The organism is Enterococcus sp. DIV1368b (assembly GCF_050529595.1).
GTDB classification, from domain to species: Bacteria; Bacillota; Bacilli; order Lactobacillales; family Enterococcaceae; genus Enterococcus_B; species Enterococcus_B mundtii.
On the sequence record NZ_CP172883.1, the window covers coordinates 1,275,082 to 1,296,702 of the forward strand.

The 21,621-nt window shown below is 36.9% G+C and carries 29 protein-coding genes; 18 read left to right on the plus strand and 11 right to left on the minus strand.

Annotation, left to right across the window (positions count from 1 at the left end):
* Positions 1-69: 69 nt before the first annotated feature.
* The gene (locus IGJ19_RS06045; RefSeq protein WP_074799691.1) at positions 70-774 is read right to left on the minus strand and encodes a histidine phosphatase family protein; all 705 of its coding nucleotides are present in this window, start codon (positions 772-774) and stop codon (positions 70-72) included.
* A gap of 23 nt (positions 775-797) precedes the next feature.
* The gene (locus IGJ19_RS06050; protein ID WP_010735633.1) at positions 798-1,424 is read right to left on the minus strand and encodes an MBL fold metallo-hydrolase; all 627 of its coding nucleotides are present in this window, start codon (positions 1,422-1,424) and stop codon (positions 798-800) included.
* A gap of 316 nt (positions 1,425-1,740) precedes the next feature.
* Between IGJ19_RS06050 and IGJ19_RS06055 the strand changes: the two genes are divergently transcribed.
* The gene (locus IGJ19_RS06055) at positions 1,741-4,089 is read left to right on the plus strand and encodes an ATP-dependent DNA helicase (RefSeq protein WP_375148145.1); all 2,349 of its coding nucleotides are present in this window, start codon (positions 1,741-1,743) and stop codon (positions 4,087-4,089) included.
* A gap of 58 nt (positions 4,090-4,147) precedes the next feature.
* Here IGJ19_RS06055 and IGJ19_RS06060 read toward each other — a convergent pair whose 3' ends face one another.
* Entirely contained in the window at positions 4,148-4,642 is a 495-nt protein-coding gene (locus tag IGJ19_RS06060) for a YajQ family cyclic di-GMP-binding protein (protein WP_019723741.1), read from the minus strand.
* Positions 4,643-4,798: 156 nt separating this feature from the next.
* Here IGJ19_RS06060 and IGJ19_RS06065 point away from each other — a divergent pair, with 156 nt between their 5' ends.
* From IGJ19_RS06065 to IGJ19_RS06080, 4 genes are all read left to right on the plus strand, one after another.
* Complete coding sequence (locus tag IGJ19_RS06065) at positions 4,799-5,746, plus strand: YitT family protein (protein ID WP_430604480.1); 948 nt, start codon at positions 4,799-4,801, stop codon at positions 5,744-5,746.
* Between the two features lie 247 nt (positions 5,747-5,993).
* Positions 5,994-6,332, plus strand: coding sequence for a metal-sulfur cluster assembly factor (locus tag IGJ19_RS06070; RefSeq protein ID WP_019723739.1), 339 nt, complete (start codon positions 5,994-5,996; stop codon positions 6,330-6,332).
* Positions 6,333-6,656: 324 nt separating this feature from the next.
* A complete protein-coding gene (locus IGJ19_RS06075) occupies positions 6,657-7,091 on the plus strand; it encodes an IS1096 element passenger TnpR family protein (RefSeq protein ID WP_081367441.1) in 435 nt (144 codons plus the stop codon).
* 341 nt (positions 7,092-7,432) lie between these two features.
* Positions 7,433-7,597, plus strand: coding sequence for a hypothetical protein (locus tag IGJ19_RS06080; RefSeq protein WP_019723294.1), 165 nt, complete (start codon positions 7,433-7,435; stop codon positions 7,595-7,597).
* A gap of 897 nt (positions 7,598-8,494) precedes the next feature.
* Here IGJ19_RS06080 and IGJ19_RS06085 read toward each other — a convergent pair.
* Entirely contained in the window at positions 8,495-8,998 is a 504-nt protein-coding gene (locus tag IGJ19_RS06085) for a phosphoribosylanthranilate isomerase (protein WP_430604481.1), read from the minus strand.
* Positions 8,999-9,249: 251 nt separating this feature from the next.
* Between IGJ19_RS06085 and IGJ19_RS06090 the strand changes: the two genes are divergently transcribed.
* From IGJ19_RS06090 to IGJ19_RS06105, 4 genes are all read left to right on the plus strand, one after another.
* Positions 9,250-9,738 carry an ASCH domain-containing protein gene (locus IGJ19_RS06090; protein WP_430604482.1) on the plus strand — a complete coding sequence of 163 codons (489 nt, stop codon included), beginning with the start codon at positions 9,250-9,252 and terminating at the stop codon, positions 9,736-9,738.
* The gene (locus IGJ19_RS06095; protein WP_142433498.1) at positions 9,728-10,186 is read left to right on the plus strand and encodes a GNAT family N-acetyltransferase; all 459 of its coding nucleotides are present in this window, start codon (positions 9,728-9,730) and stop codon (positions 10,184-10,186) included. Before IGJ19_RS06090 ends, IGJ19_RS06095 begins: the two co-directional genes overlap by 11 nt.
* 29 nt (positions 10,187-10,215) lie before the next feature.
* Positions 10,216-10,338: a hypothetical protein gene (locus IGJ19_RS06100; protein ID WP_019723288.1), complete on the plus strand. Its 123-nt coding sequence runs from the start codon at positions 10,216-10,218 to the stop codon at positions 10,336-10,338.
* Between the two features lie 240 nt (positions 10,339-10,578).
* Complete coding sequence (locus IGJ19_RS06105) at positions 10,579-11,025, plus strand: GNAT family N-acetyltransferase (RefSeq protein WP_430604483.1); 447 nt, start codon at positions 10,579-10,581, stop codon at positions 11,023-11,025.
* Between the two features lie 86 nt (positions 11,026-11,111).
* Here IGJ19_RS06105 and IGJ19_RS06110 read toward each other — a convergent pair whose 3' ends face one another.
* Positions 11,112-11,690 (minus strand): helix-turn-helix domain-containing protein, encoded by a 579-nt coding sequence (locus tag IGJ19_RS06110; protein ID WP_430604484.1) that lies wholly within the window; start codon positions 11,688-11,690, stop codon positions 11,112-11,114.
* 261 nt (positions 11,691-11,951) lie between these two features.
* On the opposite strand from IGJ19_RS06110, the gene arsC reads away from it, so the two are divergent.
* Complete coding sequence (arsC, locus tag IGJ19_RS06115; protein WP_430604485.1) at positions 11,952-12,386, plus strand: arsenate reductase (thioredoxin); 435 nt, start codon at positions 11,952-11,954, stop codon at positions 12,384-12,386.
* Between the two features lie 343 nt (positions 12,387-12,729).
* The gene (locus IGJ19_RS06120) at positions 12,730-13,287 is read left to right on the plus strand and encodes a ClbS/DfsB family four-helix bundle protein (RefSeq protein ID WP_430604486.1); all 558 of its coding nucleotides are present in this window, start codon (positions 12,730-12,732) and stop codon (positions 13,285-13,287) included.
* Positions 13,288-13,340: 53 nt separating this feature from the next.
* On the opposite strand, the gene IGJ19_RS06125 is transcribed toward IGJ19_RS06120, so the two are convergent.
* Positions 13,341-13,955, minus strand: coding sequence for a LysM peptidoglycan-binding domain-containing protein (locus IGJ19_RS06125; RefSeq protein WP_074799681.1), 615 nt, complete (start codon positions 13,953-13,955; stop codon positions 13,341-13,343).
* A gap of 340 nt (positions 13,956-14,295) precedes the next feature.
* Here IGJ19_RS06125 and IGJ19_RS06130 point away from each other — a divergent pair, with 340 nt between their 5' ends.
* Positions 14,296-14,730, plus strand: coding sequence for a universal stress protein (locus IGJ19_RS06130; protein ID WP_071867833.1), 435 nt, complete (start codon positions 14,296-14,298; stop codon positions 14,728-14,730).
* Positions 14,731-14,803: 73 nt separating this feature from the next.
* On the opposite strand, the gene IGJ19_RS06135 is transcribed toward IGJ19_RS06130, so the two are convergent.
* Positions 14,804-15,058, minus strand: coding sequence for a glucose uptake protein (locus tag IGJ19_RS06135; RefSeq protein ID WP_071867832.1), 255 nt, complete (start codon positions 15,056-15,058; stop codon positions 14,804-14,806).
* 170 nt (positions 15,059-15,228) lie between these two features.
* On the opposite strand from IGJ19_RS06135, the gene IGJ19_RS06140 reads away from it, so the two are divergent.
* On the plus strand, positions 15,229-15,492 hold the full coding sequence (locus IGJ19_RS06140; protein WP_071867831.1) for a hypothetical protein: 264 nt from the start codon (positions 15,229-15,231) through the stop codon (positions 15,490-15,492).
* 22 nt (positions 15,493-15,514) lie between these two features.
* A complete protein-coding gene (locus IGJ19_RS06145; protein ID WP_065095892.1) occupies positions 15,515-15,703 on the plus strand; it encodes a hypothetical protein in 189 nt (62 codons plus the stop codon).
* Between the two features lie 156 nt (positions 15,704-15,859).
* Here the strand turns inward: IGJ19_RS06145 and IGJ19_RS06150 are convergent, their stop codons facing one another.
* Positions 15,860-16,045, minus strand: coding sequence for a hypothetical protein (locus IGJ19_RS06150; protein WP_071867830.1), 186 nt, complete (start codon positions 16,043-16,045; stop codon positions 15,860-15,862).
* 159 nt (positions 16,046-16,204) lie between these two features.
* Between IGJ19_RS06150 and IGJ19_RS06155 the strand changes: the two genes are divergently transcribed.
* On the plus strand, positions 16,205-16,576 hold the full coding sequence (locus IGJ19_RS06155) for a YxeA family protein (RefSeq protein ID WP_071867829.1): 372 nt from the start codon (positions 16,205-16,207) through the stop codon (positions 16,574-16,576).
* A gap of 92 nt (positions 16,577-16,668) precedes the next feature.
* Here the strand turns inward: IGJ19_RS06155 and IGJ19_RS06160 are convergent, their stop codons facing one another.
* Together IGJ19_RS06160 and IGJ19_RS06165 are read right to left on the minus strand one after the other, a co-directional pair.
* Positions 16,669-17,091, minus strand: coding sequence for a hypothetical protein (locus IGJ19_RS06160; RefSeq protein WP_430604487.1), 423 nt, complete (start codon positions 17,089-17,091; stop codon positions 16,669-16,671).
* Positions 17,092-17,150: 59 nt separating this feature from the next.
* Positions 17,151-17,900, minus strand: a complete 750-nt coding sequence (locus tag IGJ19_RS06165; protein WP_430604488.1) for a C39 family peptidase — start codon at positions 17,898-17,900, stop codon at positions 17,151-17,153.
* A gap of 272 nt (positions 17,901-18,172) precedes the next feature.
* Between IGJ19_RS06165 and IGJ19_RS06170 the strand changes: the two genes are divergently transcribed.
* Positions 18,173-18,370 carry a hypothetical protein gene (locus IGJ19_RS06170; RefSeq protein ID WP_010735604.1) on the plus strand — a complete coding sequence of 66 codons (198 nt, stop codon included), beginning with the start codon at positions 18,173-18,175 and terminating at the stop codon, positions 18,368-18,370.
* A gap of 240 nt (positions 18,371-18,610) precedes the next feature.
* A complete protein-coding gene (locus tag IGJ19_RS06175) occupies positions 18,611-19,099 on the plus strand; it encodes a hypothetical protein (protein ID WP_071867826.1) in 489 nt (162 codons plus the stop codon).
* A gap of 69 nt (positions 19,100-19,168) precedes the next feature.
* Here IGJ19_RS06175 and IGJ19_RS06180 read toward each other — a convergent pair whose 3' ends face one another.
* Positions 19,169-19,765 carry a nitroreductase family protein gene (locus IGJ19_RS06180; RefSeq protein ID WP_430604489.1) on the minus strand — a complete coding sequence of 199 codons (597 nt, stop codon included), beginning with the start codon at positions 19,763-19,765 and terminating at the stop codon, positions 19,169-19,171.
* 372 nt (positions 19,766-20,137) lie between these two features.
* Between IGJ19_RS06180 and IGJ19_RS06185 the strand changes: the two genes are divergently transcribed.
* A complete protein-coding gene (locus IGJ19_RS06185) occupies positions 20,138-21,601 on the plus strand; it encodes a peptide MFS transporter (RefSeq protein ID WP_086334611.1) in 1,464 nt (487 codons plus the stop codon).
* Positions 21,602-21,621: the final 20 nt, after the last annotated feature.

Below are 21,621 nucleotides of genomic sequence, written 5' to 3' on the forward strand. Positions count from 1 at the left end.
CAAAAATAAAGGAGTTCAAAAAAAGTACATTGAAATCAAAAGACTTCAATGCACTTATTCAACGAGTCATCACATAAAGGATTCTCTTGTTTGTTGCTTTCCTTGTTCGATATAGCTTGTGTCATTGACACTTTCAATTGAAAAACGACCATTTTTATAGGTTACTTTTGTGACACTACCATTTAACAAACCAGCACGAACTGGTTGAGAAGGATCGATCAAGCTAAGAAGAAAAGCAATCGTTAGGCCGTGGGAGACGACTAAAACATTGCCACCATTGTTCTTCTCACACTGATGAGCGATATCTTCAAAACCTGACCAGACACGTTCTTTTAATTCTGCATAAGGTTGCGCCCAGCCAGCAGTATCCGTCTCATAGATGGCATTAGCGATTTGTTCAAAGGTAACATCTGTGGTGAACATCTCATCGTATGTTTGAAAATTTAGTACGCGAGGAATGACACCCCACATCTCCATATCGTAGCCACCTTCTAGCGAACCAAAACACCATTCACGAATCCGTTTATCAATAAAGTAAGGAATTTCTTTTCCTTTTGTATGTTCGCTTAAAATGATCCGTGCCGTTTCGATTGCTCGGCCACTGTCGCTTGAATAGGCGTAAGAAAAATCGATATCTTTTAGACCTTTACCTAAAAAATGGATACCTTCTTGTCCTTGTTTCGTCAATGGTGTGTCACACCAGCCTTGCACACGTTCAATCGTATTGAACATTGTTTTACCATGACGGACGATATACAGGGTTGTTTCACTCATGTTGAACGACCTCCTAAGTTTGATTAAGCGTTAAAAAATGGGTTTGTTTTTTTCTCGTGTTCAATCGTTGTTGGTTCTCCATGGCCAGGATAGACCACAAATTCATTTGGTAGAACAAAAAGTTGTGTCGTGATGCTATAGAGTAACTGCTCTAAATTACCGGTGTAGAGATCGGTGCGACCGATACTCCCTTTAAAGAGTGCGTCTCCAGATATCACGAAGTCATCGAAAATAAAGCTAACACTGCCGGCTGAATGACCAGGTGTTGGAACGACTTCAAATGACATATTCCCAAGACGGTATTGTTTCATTTCAAATTCATATTCCGCAGGAGAAACGATGATATTATCCATATCATCATGGCGACCAAGTCCTGAGAGATTCAAGATGGGATCTCCAAGCCATTCTTGTTCTAATGGACTGACATAGACAGGGATGTCATAGGTATTTCTCAATGCTTCGACAGCGCCAATGTGGTCGTAATGCGTATGCGTTAGTAAAATAGCGACAGGTTGTTGCTGGGTCTTCTTGATTTGTTCTTGGATCATTTCAGCGTCAGCACCTGGATCAATGATCAGAAGCGCTTCGTCGTTGTAGACAAGGTAACAGTTTTCCTCGATTGTTCCAGTTTTCAATTGTAAAACATGCATAAAAGGAAACCTCCAACTTTTAAAAATTTCTTTCTTCTATCGTTCGATATAAGTATAACGCAAATAGAGATCAGAAACAAAAGTGTCTACTTTTATAACAGTAGTTATCTGAATTGTCAGATTATATGAAAAGTGTTTAAAAATTTTAAACGGAAGAATAGAAAATTTTCATTGATTTTTCATTTAGTCTTGTTACATTGAGTGTATCCAAAAATCCAAATTCTATATCCTATATCCCTGCTTATCCGAGCAGGGTGTTTTTGTTTTTTGCGAAACGGTCTATTTTGCGGTACTCTAATACAAGAAGGAGGCGACCATGGTGAAAAAATCTAAAATATCCGTCCGTCACTTAGTCGAGTTCATCTTGCGTCGCGGAAGTATCGATAATCGAAAGAAAAGTAATCATACCGCCTTAGAAGGTGCAAAAATCCACCGCAAGCTCCAAAAAGAAGCAGGCGAAGAGTATCAAAAAGAAGTGTTCTTACAAACCAGTGTACAGCTTGATCCTTATGAACTAATCGTTGAAGGACGAGCAGATGGTATTTTCAAAAAAGATGGCGTGTACCACATCGACGAAATCAAAACGTCGGAACCGCGCTTTGAAGATTTAGAACCCGAACAAGTCGAATTGTTTTTTCATCAAGCAAGAGTGTACGCCTATATTTATAGTCAAGAAAACAACTTAGAGGAGATCAACCTCCAGCTCACTTATTATCAAACCACAGAAGAAGTAATCACACGGAAAGTTGAACATCAGACGAGAGAACAACTGGAAGTGTTTTTTAAAAAACTGACCGAGGATTACCAAGAATGGCTGATTTTTCAGGAAAATTGGCGTACTGTACGTAATGCCTCATTGATGGCGCTAAAGTTTCCATACGAAGAGTATCGTAAAGGACAAAGGGAACTGGCAGTTGCTGCCTATAAAACGATCCGGACAAAACAAAAGCTGTTCGCAGAAGCCCCCACTGGTACTGGAAAAACGATCTCTACATTATTTCCAGCCTTAAAGGCGATTGGAGAAGATGAAGGAGAACGTATTTTTTACTTAACCGCGAAAACTATTACGAGACAGGTGGCTGAAGATGCGTTAACAGCGTTAAAAGATGTTGGGGCTGAGACAAAAAGTGTGACCTTGACAGCGAAAGATAAGATTTGCTTCTTAGATGAGACAACGTGTAATCCCGACCAATGCCCTTATGCAAATGGCTATTATAATCGAATCAACGAGGGGTTATGGGATTTATTGAACCACGAAAACCAGATCACTCGTGAGGTGATTGAGAAATATGCGAAGAAACATACTTTATGCCCATTTGAACTCTCCTTAGATGTCAGCTTATGGTGTGACGTGATCATCGGAGATTACAACTATCTTTTCGACCCAACGGTTTACTTGAGACGATTTTTTGATGAAGAGAAAAATGAAGATCATCTTTTCTTGATCGATGAAGCACACAATTTAGTCAATCGTTCAAGAGAAATGTATTCTGCTGAGTTATCTTATGGGAAAGCACGTAAGGTCTATGGAGAGATCCCAAAGGAATTTAAAAAACTACGTCGTCGATGGAATCGTCTTTTAAAAGCTTTTGATCAGATTCAAGAAATTGCTCTTGAAGAAGGATGGAACTATCATCATCAAAAAGCCCCAGCAGATTCATTGATCAATGCAGGGTTTCAACTCGGTGAATTTATTCAAGAATGGTTGGCTGAATATCCTGAGCATCCGATGCAAGAGCAAATTTTAGGATTTTATTTTGACTTGAATCATTTTTTAAAAATCAGTGAATTCTATGACGATCACTATGAAACAACTGTAGAGAAAAGTTACCATGATTTGATCGTGAAGCAATTTTGCATCGATCCTAGTTTATTTTTAGAACAATCGTTGAATAAAGGGCGGAGTAGCCTTTTGTTTTCCGCGAGTTTTTCACCACTTTCTTATTATCAAGAAACATTAGGGGGCAAAGAGAGTTTAGCGTATCGCTTACCTAGTCCATTCCCAATTGAGAATCAACAAGTACTTATAGCAAGTTATCTTGAAACGACGTATCGCAAAAGAGAGCAGAGTATACCACGTTTAGTAGAAACGATTCAACGTTTCATTCAAGGGAAGACGGGCAATTATATGATTTTCTTTCCTTCCTATCAATATCTGGACCAAGTCGCCGAAGTGTTCAAAGAAACTTACCCTTCGACTCGCACACTTATCCAAGGAACCAAGTTGAATGAGCAAGAACGAGAAGATTTCTTAGCAGAATTTATAGTCGAACCGCAAGAAACATTAGTCGGCTTTTGTGTACTTGGCGGCATTTTTTCAGAAGGAATCGATCTACGCGGATCACGCTTGATTGGTAGTATGATCGTGGGTGTTGGCTTACCACAAATGAATCATGAGCAAGAGTTGATCAAATCTTACTATGATGAAAAAGAACAGCTAGGTTTTGCTTATGCTTACCAGTTACCAGGAATGAATAAAGTATTGCAAGCAGCTGGGCGAGTAATCAGAGATATGGAAGATCAAGGCATTGTGCTTTTAGCCGATCAACGCTTTGCCTCATCAAATTATCGTAAACTTTTCCCGCCACATTGGCACGAAGCAAAAGAAGTTCGGACAGTTGAGGCATTATCACAAACTATCCATCAGTTTTGGCAAGACCACTAAAAAAGGACGAAGCAAAATGCTTGTCCTTTTTTGATGATATCTCAATAGTACCCATGAACTAACGGTAGTTCGTAAATTGCAATTCAATCGGCAAGTCTAGTTTTCGTAAAAGTGCAATCACTGCTTGGAGGTCATCACGATTCTTACCAGTTACGCGGATCTGGTCTTCTTGGATCTGTGTTTTCACTTTTAGTTTTTCATTTTTGATCGCTGTCGTGATCTTCTTACCATTATCTCGGTCGATCCCATTGACTAGATCAGCAGACTGGCGCGCTTTACCACCTAAAGCGTGTTCCGTTTCAGAAAAGTGGATATTTTTGATTGGCACATTGCGTTTATTCAATTTTCCAAACAAAACATCTTTGATTTGTTCGATTTTAAATTCATCATCACTTAACACAACTAATTTATTTGTATTCTCTAACTTGATCTCAACCGTTGAATCCTTGAAATCGAAACGGTTAGTTAATTCTTTCGTGGTTTGTTGGATTGCATTTTTTACTTCTTCAACAGATACTTCTGAAATGATATCGAAACTTGCATCTTTTGCCATAATGTCCTCCTCGTTCATTCGGTTTTCTTTTATTGTAGCATAGGCTTATTTTTTTTGTGACAACTTTACTAAAATTCTTCTCATTTAAGTAGTCGCTATTTTATTTTCTGGAAGAAACTGTTATTCTTACATTTGGAATAAACTTGAAAAGGAGAGGTGCTTGTGAGCAGATTCATGACTGTCTATCAAAGAAACGAAAATCTTAAGAAAATAGTGGTTATCTTGATGACCGGTTTGTCTGCAGCGGTGGCATTGAATTATTTTTTGATTCCAGCCAACGTCTTTTCTGCAGGAATGAACGGGATCGCCCAAATCATTGCTTCACTATTATCTGAATGGGTCCATATAGATGTCGATACTGGAACGTTTATTTTTCTATTAAATATTCCTGTATTTATACTAGGCTTTTTAAAAGTCGGAAAACGCGCAACTGTACTTAGTTTCATCAACGTTGTTTGTGTGTCAGTCATGACGACAGTTTTACCGACAGGACAGGTAACAGATAATATACTGATGAATGCATTAGTCGGTGGTGTTTTACTTGGCGTCGGCGTCGGTATTTCTCTAAAAATGGGTTTTACAACTGGTGGAATGGACATCATTTCATTGGTTCTTTCTCAAACGACAGGGAAAACCGTAGGAAACTATATGCTGATTTTAAACGGCATTATCGTCGTAGCAGCTGGCTTCCTCTTTAATTGGGAAAGTGCTTTGTATACGATCATCTCGATCTATGCAATGACTCAAGTCATCGATGCGATCCATACGAGTCACCAAAAAGTGACCGCCATGATTGTCACTGTGAAACCAGAAGAAGTAACTGCTGAAATTGCGCAACGCATGGTTCGGGGGATGACTCTCTTACCTTCAGTTGGTGGATATTCAAAACGTGAAGGAAAAATGATCATGATGGTCATCACACGTTACGAAATGTATGATCTTGATCAAATCGTCCATGAGATCGACGAAGATGCGTTCATCAATATTTTACCAACGCATTCCGTCTTTGGTCGCTTTGCCAATGAGAGCGAACAAAAAATGTATCGTTCAACAGGGGTTCTTCCTGAAATCAAACATGCATCTAAAAAGGCGAAAAGCAAATAAAAAAGGGATAGACAAACAAATCTACCCCCTTGTTTGTCACCTTTGAACCGAATAACTAGTGGAAAAAGAAGTAACTTCTTAGGAACTAAGAGGATCTATAAAAAATTTGAAAAACAATTTGCGTAGCTGTTACCTTAGTTCTTGAAGTGAAAGACTTCTGTCCAGACCTTGCTAGTCAAATGAATATTTACAAACCCCTTAAAAAAAGGTATGATAAACAAAAATTGTGAGAAGGAGAATCCGAAGAATGAGTGAACAAAAATGGTCTGCTGAAGAAGTAGATGAAATCAAAGAGCGAATTCTCACCGCGTTAGAAATGGTGATTGACCCAGAACTAGGAATCGATATCGTGAACCTAGGCTTGATCTATGAAATCGAATTTGACCCTGAAAATGGAGATACCGTTGTTAAAATGACTTTGACAACGATGGGCTGTCCGTTAGCTGATATCTTGACTGAATCGATCCATGATGCACTAAAAGAAGTACCAGAAGTGTCAAAAGCAGAAGTCAAATTAGTGTGGTACCCCGCATGGACGACCGATAAAATGAGTCGTTATGCACGGATTGCGCTTGGGATTCGTTAGGTAATTGTTCTTTAGAAGGTAGATCGGATCTGTAATATAACGAATGATGAAGTAAACGTTGAACTCTTTAACCAACTTTTTTGAAAAGTTGATTAAAGAGTTTTTTATTATGAAAAATGTTGGGTTAGTTGAACGATACAGACGAAAATTAGCAAACTTTAATGTAATCGAAAATAAATAAATTAGTACGTTTTCACTCTTACAAACGATATAATAGTTATAGTAGCTATTCTCATGATCAATTTTGATGTAAAAACCTGTACATAGAACGGGTAGGTTGTTAACTTATAAAATTTTTGGTTACTTTAGAAAGGTTGGATTAAAATGATTTCTCAAAAAGACAATCAAGCAATTGTAGCAATTGTATTTAGTATTTCAATAGGATCAGGTTGTTATCGGCACATTAGTGTGTCAACAGATGAGACACTTGAAGATTTTGCTGAAATTATCTTGGATTCATTTGATTTTATCAATGATCACGCACATGCATTTTTTATGGACAATTCTGCTTGGAGTGGAAATAAATGTTACTACATGGCAGAAGTTGACATGGGACACGAATACCTTCATACCTGTGACTATAAACTTTATCAACTCGGTCTGAAAAAAGGAGATAAATTCAAGTTTGTCTTTGATTTTGGTGATGATTGGAGATTTCAATGCAAAGTGTTACGTGTCATTGAAGATGATGAAGGAGGCTATGAAGTATTAAAAAGTGTGGGAGAACCACCTGAACAATATTTCAATTTTTTTGAGTGATTTCTAATAAACGCCAAAAGAGTGAATATGAGTGATTATGTTTCAAAATCGTTGAATCTTTTTTTGTCTTAGATAGTACTACTATAAGGATGAAAGTGAATAAAACAGTTCAAAAAAAAAATCATTTTGTTTTTTACTAATTATGTGACACTTTTTAGTTTAGAGATAACCAAATTTTAAATGGAAGATGACAGAAATGTTTATCCGATCAATGAAACTCTGCTTAAAATTTTAAGTATCGTAAGGGATAACGTGTGTACTTTGTATGTAACGTATTTAAATTACTGCGAAGAAATAATATAATCTATCATGTAGTTAATAATAATAAGGAGTCGGTATTTATGGCAAACATAAGTTTGGAACGTCCAATTATTTTATCTAATGAAGATGTCAAAATTATTGAAAATACGCATCCTACAAAAAAATTCTATGACTTATTAGAAAAGAAATCTAGTGATCGTATTAGTAACAAGGATCAAGTACCTAATTGGATGAGAAAAAAATAATATGGACTATACTGTGATTTCATTAAGTAAAAAGATCAAAATGCTGGTTGAAGTAATTAAAGAAGAGGAAATTGAGATTGGAAATAAAGCTCTTAGAAAGAAGGTAAGAGAACGCTTTTCGAACTTTGTAGAATCTTCTTTTTTTGTGGAAACAATTCAGAAATGACTGAATTTTAAAACATGATGCCATACAAAAAGAGCTTTATCATGCGACAAGGACGTACTTGATTTTTAAAGACGAAACACAAGAACATCTCTTAGTTTTTTTTACGTTAGCAAATCAAAGATTTAGATATTAGCAAGCTTGAAATAAAAGAGAAAAAGAAATTAGTATTTAACGGAAAATCGCCGAGTAAGGTAGGTGTTGCACCGTCTTATTTAATTGCTCATGTCGCAAAGAATGATTATTTTTCTAAAGAATTTCCAGGAGTAAAAATCATTGAAGAAGCTTTACTTATTGTTGACGATGTTAAAAGATCAATTGGAGGAAAATTAATAATACTTGATAGTATTTGTATTCCTAAGGTGATGGATTTATATAAACAATTTGGATTTCGTGAAATTGGAGAAACATTTACATCACAAATTGGACAAGAGTTGCAGTTGATGGTGCTTTCAATGCCTAACTCATTTGATTGATAAATAAATATGTAAAAATTAATTAAGAGTACATCATTTTTTATGATAGCTTCTCTCTTCTAGACGAATTTTTTTGAGTACATATAGCTTGTTTGTTTATCGATATAAAAATAAATAAGAAATAGGATCTTAGACTCTCTTAGCGATCAATTAAAAAATTGATAAGAGAGTCTTTGATTCAATGAATAGACTTGATGCAATGTCTAATTAAATATTTTGATTATAAGTAAAAGTAACTCAATCATTTAAAATCATTTATTACGTATTCCCATCCATGTACTTTTCCAAATACTCGATCTTTGCTAGATCCTTATGATTATTTTTATCTGCACGGTAACTATCTTTAGCGGAATGTTGATAGATTTTCAAATATTGTTTCGCTGTAGGTAAGTAAAAGGAACAGTCGTCGATCCTGATTAGAGAGAGTTCATTAAGTGGAATACCTGAAAAGCCGAGAAGACTGTCCATGCTGCCAAATTGGATGGTATAAGAATCTTTAGCAAATTCATGTTCGTGTAAATCAACTAGATGGTAACTCAACGTTTCCATGATTTTTAAGATGCTTTGCCAATTGTGCAAGCGATCTTCATCGGGTGCTTCCCAACCACGGGGATCGCCAGGAACGTGGATGTCAATGTCTCTTGGTTGCCAGTCGATATCTGTTAAGTAAGACAAGCCCAATGAACCTAGTAGTAGCGGAGTAATCTGTTGCTTGTTTAATTTTTGCGTGATCAATAAAAATTCTTTGAAATAAAGTTCCATGAATTTTCTCCTTTTCTTTGGTTGCATTTATTGTAACAAAGTGGATGTCTAATTTTCCATTTCATCCTGAAAACAAAACTAGATTCTCTCAAAAAGTGAGTCTAGTTTTTTTATTTCTTGTATTCAAGAAGTGAAGTTGGGGAGTAACTATAAATTTAACTGTAGGAGTTGTAAAAAAATGAATGTGAAAGGCTTAGTTTTCCTGTTTTTGGTATACTTGATTTACTATCAATCAGAAAGTTGGTGACAGATTGAACCTAGAAGCACCAAAATATTGGGAAAGCTTTTGCTTAAAAAATGGTGTGTCACAAGCGTCATTATATGAAATTTTTGCTTTTGGAAATACGAAAGAACACGCAGATGAATTAGCAGATTTGGTATTGGAAGGGAAGAAAACAGGGACAAGCTCAGGGTATGAGCTTTACCAAATGGATAACGAACCATTACCTAAAGTTGGTGACTATTCCGTCGTTGTGAATAGCTCTAAAGTACCGATAGGCATTATCCAGACTGTCGAAGTGTTGATCCTACCTTGGAAAGAAATCACCGAAGAACTGGCAGCTACAGAAGGTGAAGGCGACTTATCTCTTATGTATTGGCAAAAGGGGCATTACAATTATTTCAAACCTTACTATGAAGAACATGGATTATTGCTCAATGAAGAAACAAAAATCGTCTTTGAACGATTCCAACTTGTTGATCGATATTTGCCGAAAAAAGAGGAAATCAATGCGTATTGATTTAGTAGAAGAAGCAATAGAAAAGAAAAAAATCGTCCAAGAAGTCTTGAATGATTTGCCAGAATGGTTTGGCTTGCCAGATTCGACACAAGAATACATCGAGAACTGCCAAAAATATCCGTTGTGGGTCTTGCAAGAAACAAATGAATCAATAGGGTTTATCAGTTTAAAAGAAACAAGTAAAGCCACCGGTGAGATCTATTGTATGGGGATAAAAAAAGCCTATCATCATCGAGGACTAGGTAAGCGATTACTAGGTGAACTTGAATCCTATGCAAGAAAACATTACCTATTTTTACAAGTGAAAACGGTCGCCGAAGGGCATTACGCTATCTATGATCAGACGATTGGATTCTATCGAAGGATGGGTTTTGTTGAGCTAGAAGTGTTCCCAACCTTATGGGATGAATGGAATCCATGTTTGGTAATGCTAAAAAGTCTTAACTAAAAAAGAAAGCGAAGTTGGAACTCTCGCACATGACAGTTGTCGTTCGTGGTCGTAAATGTTCGACAGAAGTCTTTACGGAGATCTTTGATGCAAAAGAAGTGTATTCGAGTAAGGAAAACAATACTCCTTATTTCCAGAAACATTCTTATTGATCGGTGATCTGTGGGTGGCGTTGATGGAAGATAAGCAGACAAAGCTTCTCAAAACCTACAATCATATTGATTTTTCAAATCTCTGCGGAACAACTTCTTTGATATAAAGAACAACTTCGTCTTCTAGACCTCAAAATTGAAGAAGGACGTTCGCGGGTAGCAGTAGACATCCATGCGGGCAATCTAAATGATCGTTTGAAGAGGTATGAAGAATAACTATAAGTTTTCAGGAGTAATGGGATGATTAAAAAAGTGAAGAAACTAGACCGAGAGATAATGGACCGGCTACTAACTATTTGGTTAACGACCAATATCAAGACACATGATTTTATTGATGAGAAATATTGGTATGAGAAAGAAGCGTTGTTGAAAAAAGAATTGCCAAAAGCAGAAATTTATTATTGTGAAATGAATAGTCAGATCGTTGGTTTTATGGGAATCGTAGATGAATCTTATTTAGCTGGCATTTTTGTAGAGTCAACATATCAAAATAGAAAAATCGGGCAAAAATTGATTGAAGCTGCTAAAAAAGAAAAAGAACGAATAAGCTTGTATGTTTATGGTAAGAATAAAGGAGCAATACGATTCTACTTTAGAAATGGCTTTATAAAAGTGGATGAACAAATGGATGAATCGATGGGTGAGAAAGAATACCTTATGATCTGGGAAAACAATAAACAGATCTAATGAGTACAAAAAAATTTGTGTTGGTTCCGATTAACAAAAAAACAAGATCGATCCTTGAAGGTTGATCTTGTTTTTTTGCGATATTACTAGCGATTGAATAGTACAAACGGCAGACTTGTGAGTAATGCGATCACTCCACAAATGAGTCCAAACAAAAGGACGATTCCTACCTTTTCGATCCAATTTCTGAGCTTGTCTCTTTGTTTACGTAGAGGTGCTACTTCTTTGTTTTCCATGAATGCAACGATTTCTTTGTAGGTTTTGATATTCTCTTGTTTTTTGAGTCCCTCGACTTTTATTGCGCCGTACATGCTGACGATCCAAAAGATCAAGGGAAGAGCTAATCGCCAATTACCAGGTAAAAACAAGGATGGCCCAATTGAAATCAAAGCAAGGAGCATTGATACGAGCATGACTTTAGTATATTTGTTTATTTCCAGAAGTGTCACATTTTCTTTCATCTTTTCCACATCTCCTTTGACTAATTGATCCAAAGAAACGTCAAACAGGACACTCAGTAACAATAAATTATGAATATCGGGATAGCTACGCTCATTCTCCCAGTTTGAAATCGTTTGTCTTGAAACATATAATTTTTCGGCTAATTCTTCTTGGGATAAAGCTAGCTGTTTACGATATTTTTTTATTTGATGACTCAAGTCCATAGTATCCGCTCCTTCTTATCTCAGTGTGATCGAAGAGGTCGAAATCGACGATCAAAGGTGTTTGTCATTGCCAGATTTAGCATGTAAAAAGTCTTTGACATGCTTTAAAAAGCTGTTTTTTCTGTATTCACTAGTTATTTATTATGTAAATGGCTGATCATTGGTTTATTAAAAATAATACGTTTTTTTTGAATGAACCAACGATCCCTTAAATATATGATATCATAAACTTAATCCTGAAAGGGAATTTGGATTGGAGGAATGGTTTTGGAGAAGACAACAAGTGTAGAAAAGAAGAAAGTTTATTTTTTATGTACCGGTAATTCATGTAGAAGTCAGATCGCTGAAGGGTATGGTCATGAATATTTGGAGGAGCAATTTGACGTTCGCAGTGCTGGAGTGGAGACACATGGGTTGAATCCACGTGCCGTAAAAGTGATGGCAGAAGATGGCATCGACATTACGAGTCAAACTTCAGACTTGATTGATCCAGATTATTTTAGCCATGCGGACTTGATCATTACGCTTTGCGGAGATGCGTTAGATAAATGCCCAGTGATTCCTGCTCATATCCGTCATGAACATTGGGATTTAGAAGATCCAGCAAAAGCAACTGGTACGGAAGAAGAAATTATTGCTGAATTTAGAAAGACCCGCGAAATCATCAAGGAAAAAATAAAGGATATGGCTAACTAAGGGTAAAAAACACCTGTCTATAATGAAGAAATATGTATTATTCTTTTGGTAACGAGAATTCAATGGAGTATTGAACTGAAGAAAAAGGTGCCTTTGCCATTGTCAGCGTATCAAAGCGAGTACCGTTAAATGACTTGATCAAAAAAGTGTATAGTGATAGGCGGTTCTCAGTCAAGACATGGAATGAAGATCGTTGAATCAAGTGGATAAAGACGAGTAATCATCTAGAATGTATATTCATTCTAGGATATTACTCGTCTTTTTTTTAGAAATCAGGCATACTAGAATTATAGGTAGATTGGAAACGATTTAAAACGTATGTATTTTTAATAAGGAGAAGAATATGAGACCAAAGTCAAAAGAGGAATTATTGATACTCGCAGCTGAAAATTATGAGAAGTTACAGCAGTTGATCGATTCAATACCTGAGGAACAAAGAGAAGTGACATTTGATTTTGAGGAAGTATTTCTTGAAAAGAAAAAAGAAGCACATTGGCGAAGGGATCAAACGATCAAAGACGTGTTGATCCATTTATACGAGTGGCATTGTTTGCTATTAAAGTGGGTGACTGATAATCAAATGGGAGAAGCGGTGCCTTTTTTGCCGGAGCCGTATAATTGGCGAACGACAGCCGAAATGAATCGTGCCTTTACAAAAAAACACCAGTCTACTACGTTACGGCAAGCGTCTGACTGGTTGAAGGAAAGCCATGCAGAAGTGATGTTACTGGCGAAAACCTTCGATGACGATCAGCTGTTCCAAAAAAAACAGTATCCTTGGGTAGGAAATACGACACTTGGCGGTTATTTTGTTTCGGCTACATCGAGCCATTATGATTGGGCGATCAAAAAAATCAAACAAAGTCAAAGGCAAAAACAAAAGGGAACTAACGCGAAATAAGAACAAAAAAAATAGGAATCAATAAGATTCCCATTTTTTCAAAATCGCTCTTTTTAGTACCAACCGTTAGCTAACCAGAAAGCTTTTGCAGCGTCCCAAGAGCCATAACGAGAGGCAACATATTGTTCTGCTACTCTTTCTTGATTGGCAGCAGAGTAGTCACCGTTCAAGTAAGAAGAGTCTAATTGGTAACGGCCGATATAGCGTCCGTTTGTTGCTGTGTAAGAACCGCTAGATTCTTTTTGTGCGATCCATTCTTTGGCATCGTTCGTACCAGTTGAAACAGCTACTTCAGTAGCAGGTGCTTGTTCCACAACTGGCGCTTCTTCTACTACAGGAGCTTGTTCCACTACAGGTGTTTCCACAACTGGAGCTGTTTCTTGAACAGGTTCTACAGGCGCTTGAGTAGCGACAGGAGCAGCTGCTTGTTCACCAGTAGGAATAGTTAATTCTTGACCTGAAAAAATCAGGTGAATGTTTGAGATTGAGTTCGCTTCGGCAATTGTTTGGATCAAGGAGTTGTCACCAACGTATTTTTGAGAAATCGTTGATAAAGTATCACCTGATTGAACAGTGTAGGCTTCGTCTGCGTGTGCAGAAGTACCCATAAATAATGCAGCGCCGGCAGCCAAAGTTGTTCCAAAAAGAATTGTTTTAAGTGATTTCATGAAAGATCTCCTTCGTGTTTTAAAAAGTTATTTGGTTAGCTGTTTTCGCTAACGAGTAATACTTTACCATGGGATTATATTTCATAGGTGAAAGATACGTGACAGTTTGTGACAAATGCTCCTTTTTTGTAACAAGGATATGTATAAATAATGTGCGTTTTAATTAGAAAAACATCATAAAAGGATATTCATGCGTTTTTGACATTTGTTTTTTATTAGAAAAATGCAAAACAAAAAAGTAGAAAATCGGCAAATTAATTTTGATTTGTCGGTAAAAAAGTGAAATTTTTATAAAAATCGATCAAAATGATACAATAGAAGAAACAAGGAGATGGTATGGATGACGAATATGTATGAAAAAATAATGGTGGCAATTGATGGTTCAGAAAAAGCAGAGAAGGCATTTGCCGAAGCGTTAGAATTAGCTAGAGACAATCAATCAGAATTATTGATCGTTTCAATTATCAATAAAATCGAATTGACACACAGTGCGTATGCATTCTCGAAAATTTATGCGGAAGAAAAGCAAAAAACAGAAGTAGAACTATTGAAGAGGATCAATGATGCAAAAGAATTTGGAATCGAAACGATCCATGCAATCGTGGAAACGGGTGATCCAAGAACCTTGCTCGCCACAGTATTGCCGAAACAGGAGTCGATTGATTTGATCGTGATGGGGGCGACTGGTAAAGGCTCGATTCAACAAGCATTGGTAGGATCAACGGCTTCTTATGTAGTGACACATGCGCCTTGCAATGTGTTGGTCGTTAAATAAATTCCGATTCCTGATAAGCTACGTTGCTGATTTCCAACGTGGCTTTTTTAGTCGTGAAGAGTAGTACTGGTAACTAAGGATGTTTGTAAAGGTAATAAATCCATAAGATCAATATCGTTAATGAAATAATCAACCCTAATTCATGTGACAGTAATTTTGGGGTGGGTTCCCAATGCCGAAGGGAAAATATTTTGTGGGAAAAATAAGCGACTGGTAAAAGTGTCAGCAATACGGAAAATTTCCGCTTCGTCCATTTCGTGTAGTAGATTGCTAAAGTTGTCATAAGAAAAAAAGGAACATAAAAAACCAGTTGTCCCATAGTGTCCATACAATATACGCCTCCAAGAAAAATGAAATACTTAAATAAAAATAACACTTTGTACGTACATGCACAAGGGGAGATGTCATAAAATTTCTTGATTTCAACAAAAAAGTTGTTTTTTTGATTCTGAACGTACTTATTGTTATAATTCTTTTAAAGAAAGGGTGTAATGTTTCATGGACCAAGTTGTTTTAGAAGTTGATCTACATTTAGAAAACGATATCCGTATTTGCTATTATATCGTAAGTAATAGTGTGGAACCGCGAGTTTTAATGAATAAAATCGACGGTATTTTATCAAAAACAGATTTCCATCAATTTAATGATGGGGAAGAGAGTTACTATAGTATTCCAGTGGAAAAGGTAATTTACACGAAAGTGAATGTGCGGAAAGATTTAGATACGAAAGAAATACATGCGCCGATATTCACTGATTATTGAAATAAGCTGGAGGCAATCAAAGATGAATCCCTATGAACAAATGATCCAAGAGTTGATGGATGGAAAAATCCAAAAAATAGAGGTCAAACGTGAGGAAGTCATGGCTTTTCGCGAAGCATGGTTAAAAATTGAGAATCGCAAGTTTATTGTTGGAAAGGCCGAGCTGAATGGCAATGTGACGTATCACTATGATCCAACAAGATTGTACTAAAAGCAGGTTTTGATAAAAGTGTGGCTTTTGCAAATACTCATGATGTTTTAGAGTCGCCAGAACCTTAAAAGATCCCCGACAATCGTTGATTGTCAGGGATCTTTTGTTTCTAAATGTGATATTCTGGCTCGAACCACCTTACGAAAAGATGATTGTTCATTTGAACAGATTTTTGAATTTATCCGTTATTCCTTGAAAATCGACACCTTGGAGAAATTCTTGGGCTTTTTCTTTGTAAGGACCTAATTGTTCTTTATGCTCTTCGAAAAATGTTTTGGCTTCAGTGAAATTGCCACTTTGGACCAGATCTTTGATTTTCTGAAGTATTTCTTCTTTATTCATAATGAAACACATCCTTTCTTTCCTATTATAATAGCAAAAATCTATGAAATTTTATAAAAATAACTTCTGTGCTCAAGTCCGATAAAAAACTCGATCTAGAGACGGATGAATCTGATTTTTTTACAGGCTATACTCAAAGAGTAAAGAGGAGGTAGGAAAATGAAAGTAATCAAAGTATTAGTAGGTGCCGTTGTATTCAGTGGCTTAGCGTTATTTGGCTTAAAGTTTTATACGCAGGGTGCTAGTGGAGAATTGCCAGCAGTTATTGACCAATTGAATCCGTTAGTCACAAAGGGAGAAGTGTATGTCAAAACAAAACAGCCCGATGAAGTCAATTCGTTCGGTACAGCAAAATATATCCAAAAAGCAGTTGATGCAAATGGTAACGAACGCGAGATTGAATTTAATGGGTTATCTGTTTTAAAAAAAGACCGTTACTTGAGATTGACGAATAAAGGCGCTCATGTTGAAACATACGAAGAAATTCCCAAAGAAGAGGTACCTAAAGAAGCATTAGCTATAATTGGTTGATTTTATTTTTATTATGTAAACTAAGTATTGGATTAAAAAATAAGCCTAAGAATAATTGATTAATGACTTAATCATTCGTTCTTAGGTTTATTTTATTTTCTTGCCATGTTCAATTTCAATTGATCGATTCGCCGTTCCAATTTTTTGATCAATCCAGCAGGCAAGCCGATGATCTCAGCGGATGCCAAGACAGAAGAGAGCAACTGATATTCAAGTGCTTCTGCATGGGTTTTACGATAAATGGTGGCTAAACGTTCGATGTACTCAAAATGAGTATAGCCAGTTTGAATGATCAAAAATTTCAACAAATCAATGGCTTTCTCGTAGTCTTGCTCAGAATAATAAGCCAATGCTTGTCGATAAAGTTTGATTTCAAGTAAATCGAGGGAAGCAGGGCTGTATCGGTTCGTCCATTCATTGACTGACACTTTTTTTTGGATATTCCCAGCAGTATCACGGACGAAGATGATTGGGATTTCATTTGGATCCGCCTTTTTATGAATAAATCGTTCCACAGATTCTTGCTCCTTCCATGCGTTGTTAGCTTGAGTATAAGCTATTTTTCTAGGAAATACTAGTTCTTTTCTAAAGTAAGCATTTGTCCGCCCATGGCAGTAAATACTTGCTCAAAGTCGTCGATTGGTACCGCACGATTTTTTATGCCATAAGGATCATTGACATAGATCGATTGATCATCATAGCCAGTTACAACACAGGCATGGACTAATGGCGTGACTTGTACTTCACCGTTTGCAGTCGTCCAAGTCATGAAATCATTTTCTGTCGGCACTTGAAAATCGATCGTGACAGAAGCCCACACAGGTTTTTCTTCTTTTAATGCATTTTTGATGTCAGTCAAGCTTGCATCCGTTTGCGGTTCGGTATGATAATCGGTTTGTAGGATTTCTTGCGCTAACGTAGCGATTGGTGGAACATAGACACCCATTGCCCAGTCACCACCCCAAATCTCACCAACGAAGCCTTCATTTGGATCGCCATGAGTGCCATCAGCATTGAAAACGGGGACATAATTTAGTTCTTCGGCTAATTGATTTTTGGTAGTTTCGTAGCCATAGAAGCGCAGCAGCATCGATAAGGCGGTTACTTCACAGCCATTCTCTAGTGCAGGTTCATCGAATTGATTTTCAAGAGGTACGTCGAGTAGTACTTGTTTTTCTTCGGTTTTGCTTGTCTGCTCTATGTTTTCCTCCGTTATTGATTTCTGATCTTCTAATTGTTTATTTGTAAAGTAAAAGACGCTTGAAATCAACACTAGCGTTGCCCCACCTAGTAGTAATCGTTTTTTACTTTTTTGTTTTGACATGAAAGACTCCTCCAGACTTCTTTCTATTATAATTGTTTTTCTAAAAAAAACTACATGAATCTGCCTGATCAAATGTAAAAAAACAAGGAAAAACAGTCCCAAAAACGATTTTTTTATTATGTTTAGCTGTTAAAATTTGTGAAAACGAAAACAGTACGCTATAATGCGGATAGATCAAATAAGAGTTTGATCAAAACACCACTAACGAAACACACAGATAAAACGAAATGATTTTCTGTGGCAAACTGTTTGAGTAGTTTAGGAGGATTTTGATGACGGAAGAAATGATTAATTTAGGAGAACAATATTCATGTAGGCCCATTGGTTTTACCAAATCAGTTGTTGGAGAAGTTGTTTCAAAAATGACGAATTGCGCCGTAGTCAAAGTTGCCCAATGCGCTATAGAAGATCAAGAATTATTAGAAGAAAAAGCTAGCATGGTAGTAGCTAAATATGATACATTTGAATAAGAAGATATGGACATGCAACATCGAATGATAATGTTGCAGGTCCTTTTAAGGTTATGAAAGGAGCATTGAACACTAAGATATCAGACAGAAAAAACGAAAATGCCTATTTCATTTTTGAGTTTTTTGGCTTATGACCGAAGTGCTGCTCCTTGAATACCGTTTGTTCAGTTAGAGGGGACATGATTTACCCCTTTGATTTTCTAGTTTCAAGAGTTGAAAATAAAGGTGTGGATCGATAAGATGGTTTCCTTTTTTACAATAGTTCTATTTTTATTTGTCATCGTCATGTGCTTATTTCTATGGCTTGTACGACGAGAGATCGTTTATAAAACGGTTCGGAATCGCTGGGTCTATTTAGTTGTTCCTTTCCTTGCTGTACTGGTTCTATGGTATACATTGGTTAGTCAACCAACCACTGATGAGTTAGTGAAAGGCATCTTGGCTTCTCTTGTGTTATTGAGTTTCTTGTTAGATAGTCGAGGACTTACTACAGAAGGGCTAGTTTTGAACAGCTTTGACCGCCGTGGAGTGCCATATTCTGAAATCAACAAAGTCGTTCTTTACCAACCAAAAGATTCGAAAGAAGTCAAAATGAATTTTTTCCGGAACGGTTGGCGTGGCCCGTTATTGAAATTTTCTGTCTCATTAGAAGAATTGATTCCTTTTTTAGCAAAACACTTAAATGATGATGCAGAACTTGATATCATGATCGAGCATGAGGATGAATGATCCATTGAAATGACAAAAAAGACAGCTCCTTCTTTTAATAGAGGGAGCTGTCTTTTTGTATTAGTGGAATTAGCCAAACACGCGGAAACGATCAGCATCGTTCATATATTCTTTTTCGCCAGCTGGAGATTCAGGTGAACCAAAGACTAATTGTGCACGTAATTTCCAGTTTGTAGGAATCGACCATTCTCTTGCGACAGCTTCATCGATCACTGGATTGTAATGTTGTAGGTTTGCACCTAAACCTTCTTCGCTTAATGCCACCCAAGTATTGGCTGTAGCAATACCATTTGATTGTTCTGACCAATCAGGGAAGTTATCTGCATATAATGCAAATTGCTCTTGCAAGTTTTTGATCACATCTGTGTCTTTGAAGAACAAGACAGTACCGTAACCTTTTTTGAAACTAGCTAATTTGTTTTGAGTATTTGGGAAAGCATCAGCAGGTGTCAATGGACGTAAAGCTTCTTCTGTCATTTCCCATAATTTTTCATGTGCATCGCCAAATAAGATTACTGCACGTGTTGATTGCGCATTGAAAGCAGTAGGGCTTTCTTTGATTGCTTCTTGGATCAATGTTGTTAATTCTTCATTTGATTGTGATACGTTACGGCCTAGATCATAGATCGAACGGCGGTTTTTTAAGATATTTGTAAATTCAGTCATAGATTAGTTCTCCTTTAATTCGCTTTTCTGCGTTTTTTTCTTGATGACAAAACGAAGTATATCATCTTACAAAAAGTAAGTAAAACAAAACGCTCAACAAAATGTAAGAATAGAAAAAAGATGTTCTTTTACATAAAAAATTCGTTACGAGACCGTTTACATACTGAATATACCGACATTTAAGCTTTATGACATGAAGTAGACTATATAATTATTAAAAATAACCTATGTTTTTTCTTATCGTTTTCCCATTAAAATTTTGTTGTATTTATAGAAAATAAGTATATATTTCTTAAATAAATATTTTTACACGGATTTTCGGTAAATATGTGTATTATTTTCTGAAAATTAAAAGAATTGGGGTATGGGAATATGGAAAAACAAGACAAAGGGTTCTTCGGTCAGCCGAAGGGATTGTCTACATTGTTCTTCACAGAGATGTGGGAACGATTCAGTTATTATGGTATGCGTGCCTTACTGATCTATTATATGTACGACACGGTAGCAAATGGTGGACTTGGTTTACCTCGTGCCACAGCGTTGTCGATCATGTCGATCTACGGTTCGTTGATTTATATGTCGAGTATCGTAGGCGGCTGGTTTTCAGATCGTGTGTTAGGAGCCAAAAAAACCGTCTTTATTGGTGGGATCTTCATCATGATCGGTCATGTTGTTTTGGCATTGCCGTTTGGTGTCTCTACTTTATTTATCTCGATGGCACTGATCATCATCGGTACAGCTTTCTTAAAACCAAACGTTTCGGGAATGGTTGGGCATTTGTATACGAAAACCGATTTAAGAAGAGATGCAGGATTTTCGATTTTTTATATGGGTGTCAATTTAGGCGCATTGCTCGCGCCGTTGATCGTCGGTACGATCGGTCAAGAGTATAACTACCATTTAGGTTTCTCATTAGCCGCTATCGGTATGTTCTTCGGGTTGTTGCAATATGTGATCCAAGGACGTAAGACATTGGATGGAGTGGGTATGACACCTCCAAATCCTTTAACACAAGGCGAACGCAAAGGATTTATCCGTAATGTTGTGATTGCATTGATCGTATTTGCTATTATTTTTGGTGGAGCGCAACTGACTGGACATTTGACGATCGATTTCTTTGTTAATACGATCAGTGTCTTAGGAATCGTTTTACCACTTTATTACTTTATCAAAATGTTGACTTCAAAAGATGTTTCAGTGGAAGAAAAACCACGCGTATGGGCATATATCCCGTTATTCTTAGCAGCGATCATCTTTTGGTCATTGCAAGAACAAGGGTCATCGATCCTCGCGCTGTTTGCAAGTGAACGGACACAATCGACTTTGATGGGTGTTCCGATCCAAGCGAGTTGGTATCAATCATTGAACCCGATCTTCATCTTTATTTTGACTCCTGTGTTCGTTACTTTATGGACACGGTTAGGTAAACGGCAACCATCAACTGTAGTGAAGTTCTCACTAGGTTTGTTATTTGCCGGATTGTCCTATCTGTTATTGATGTTGCCGGGGATGTTATATGGAACAGCTGGAAAAGTCAGCCCGCTTTGGCTGATCGGTAGCTTTTTCATTATCGTGATCGCTGAACTTTGCTTATCACCTGTCGGTCTTTCTGTTACGACGAAATTAGCACCTAGAGCCTTTGAATCGCAAACGATTGCGATCTGGTTCTTAGCCGATGCTTCTTCCCAAGCCATCAATGCACAAATCGCTCGTTTTTATACACCTGGTACCGAATCAGCGTACTTTGGGATCATTGGTGTCGTAGCAATCGTCGGTGCAGTGATTTTATTTGCAATCAAAGAACCAATCAAAAAATTAATGGGTTCGATCCACTGATTGGATCAACATCATTTGTC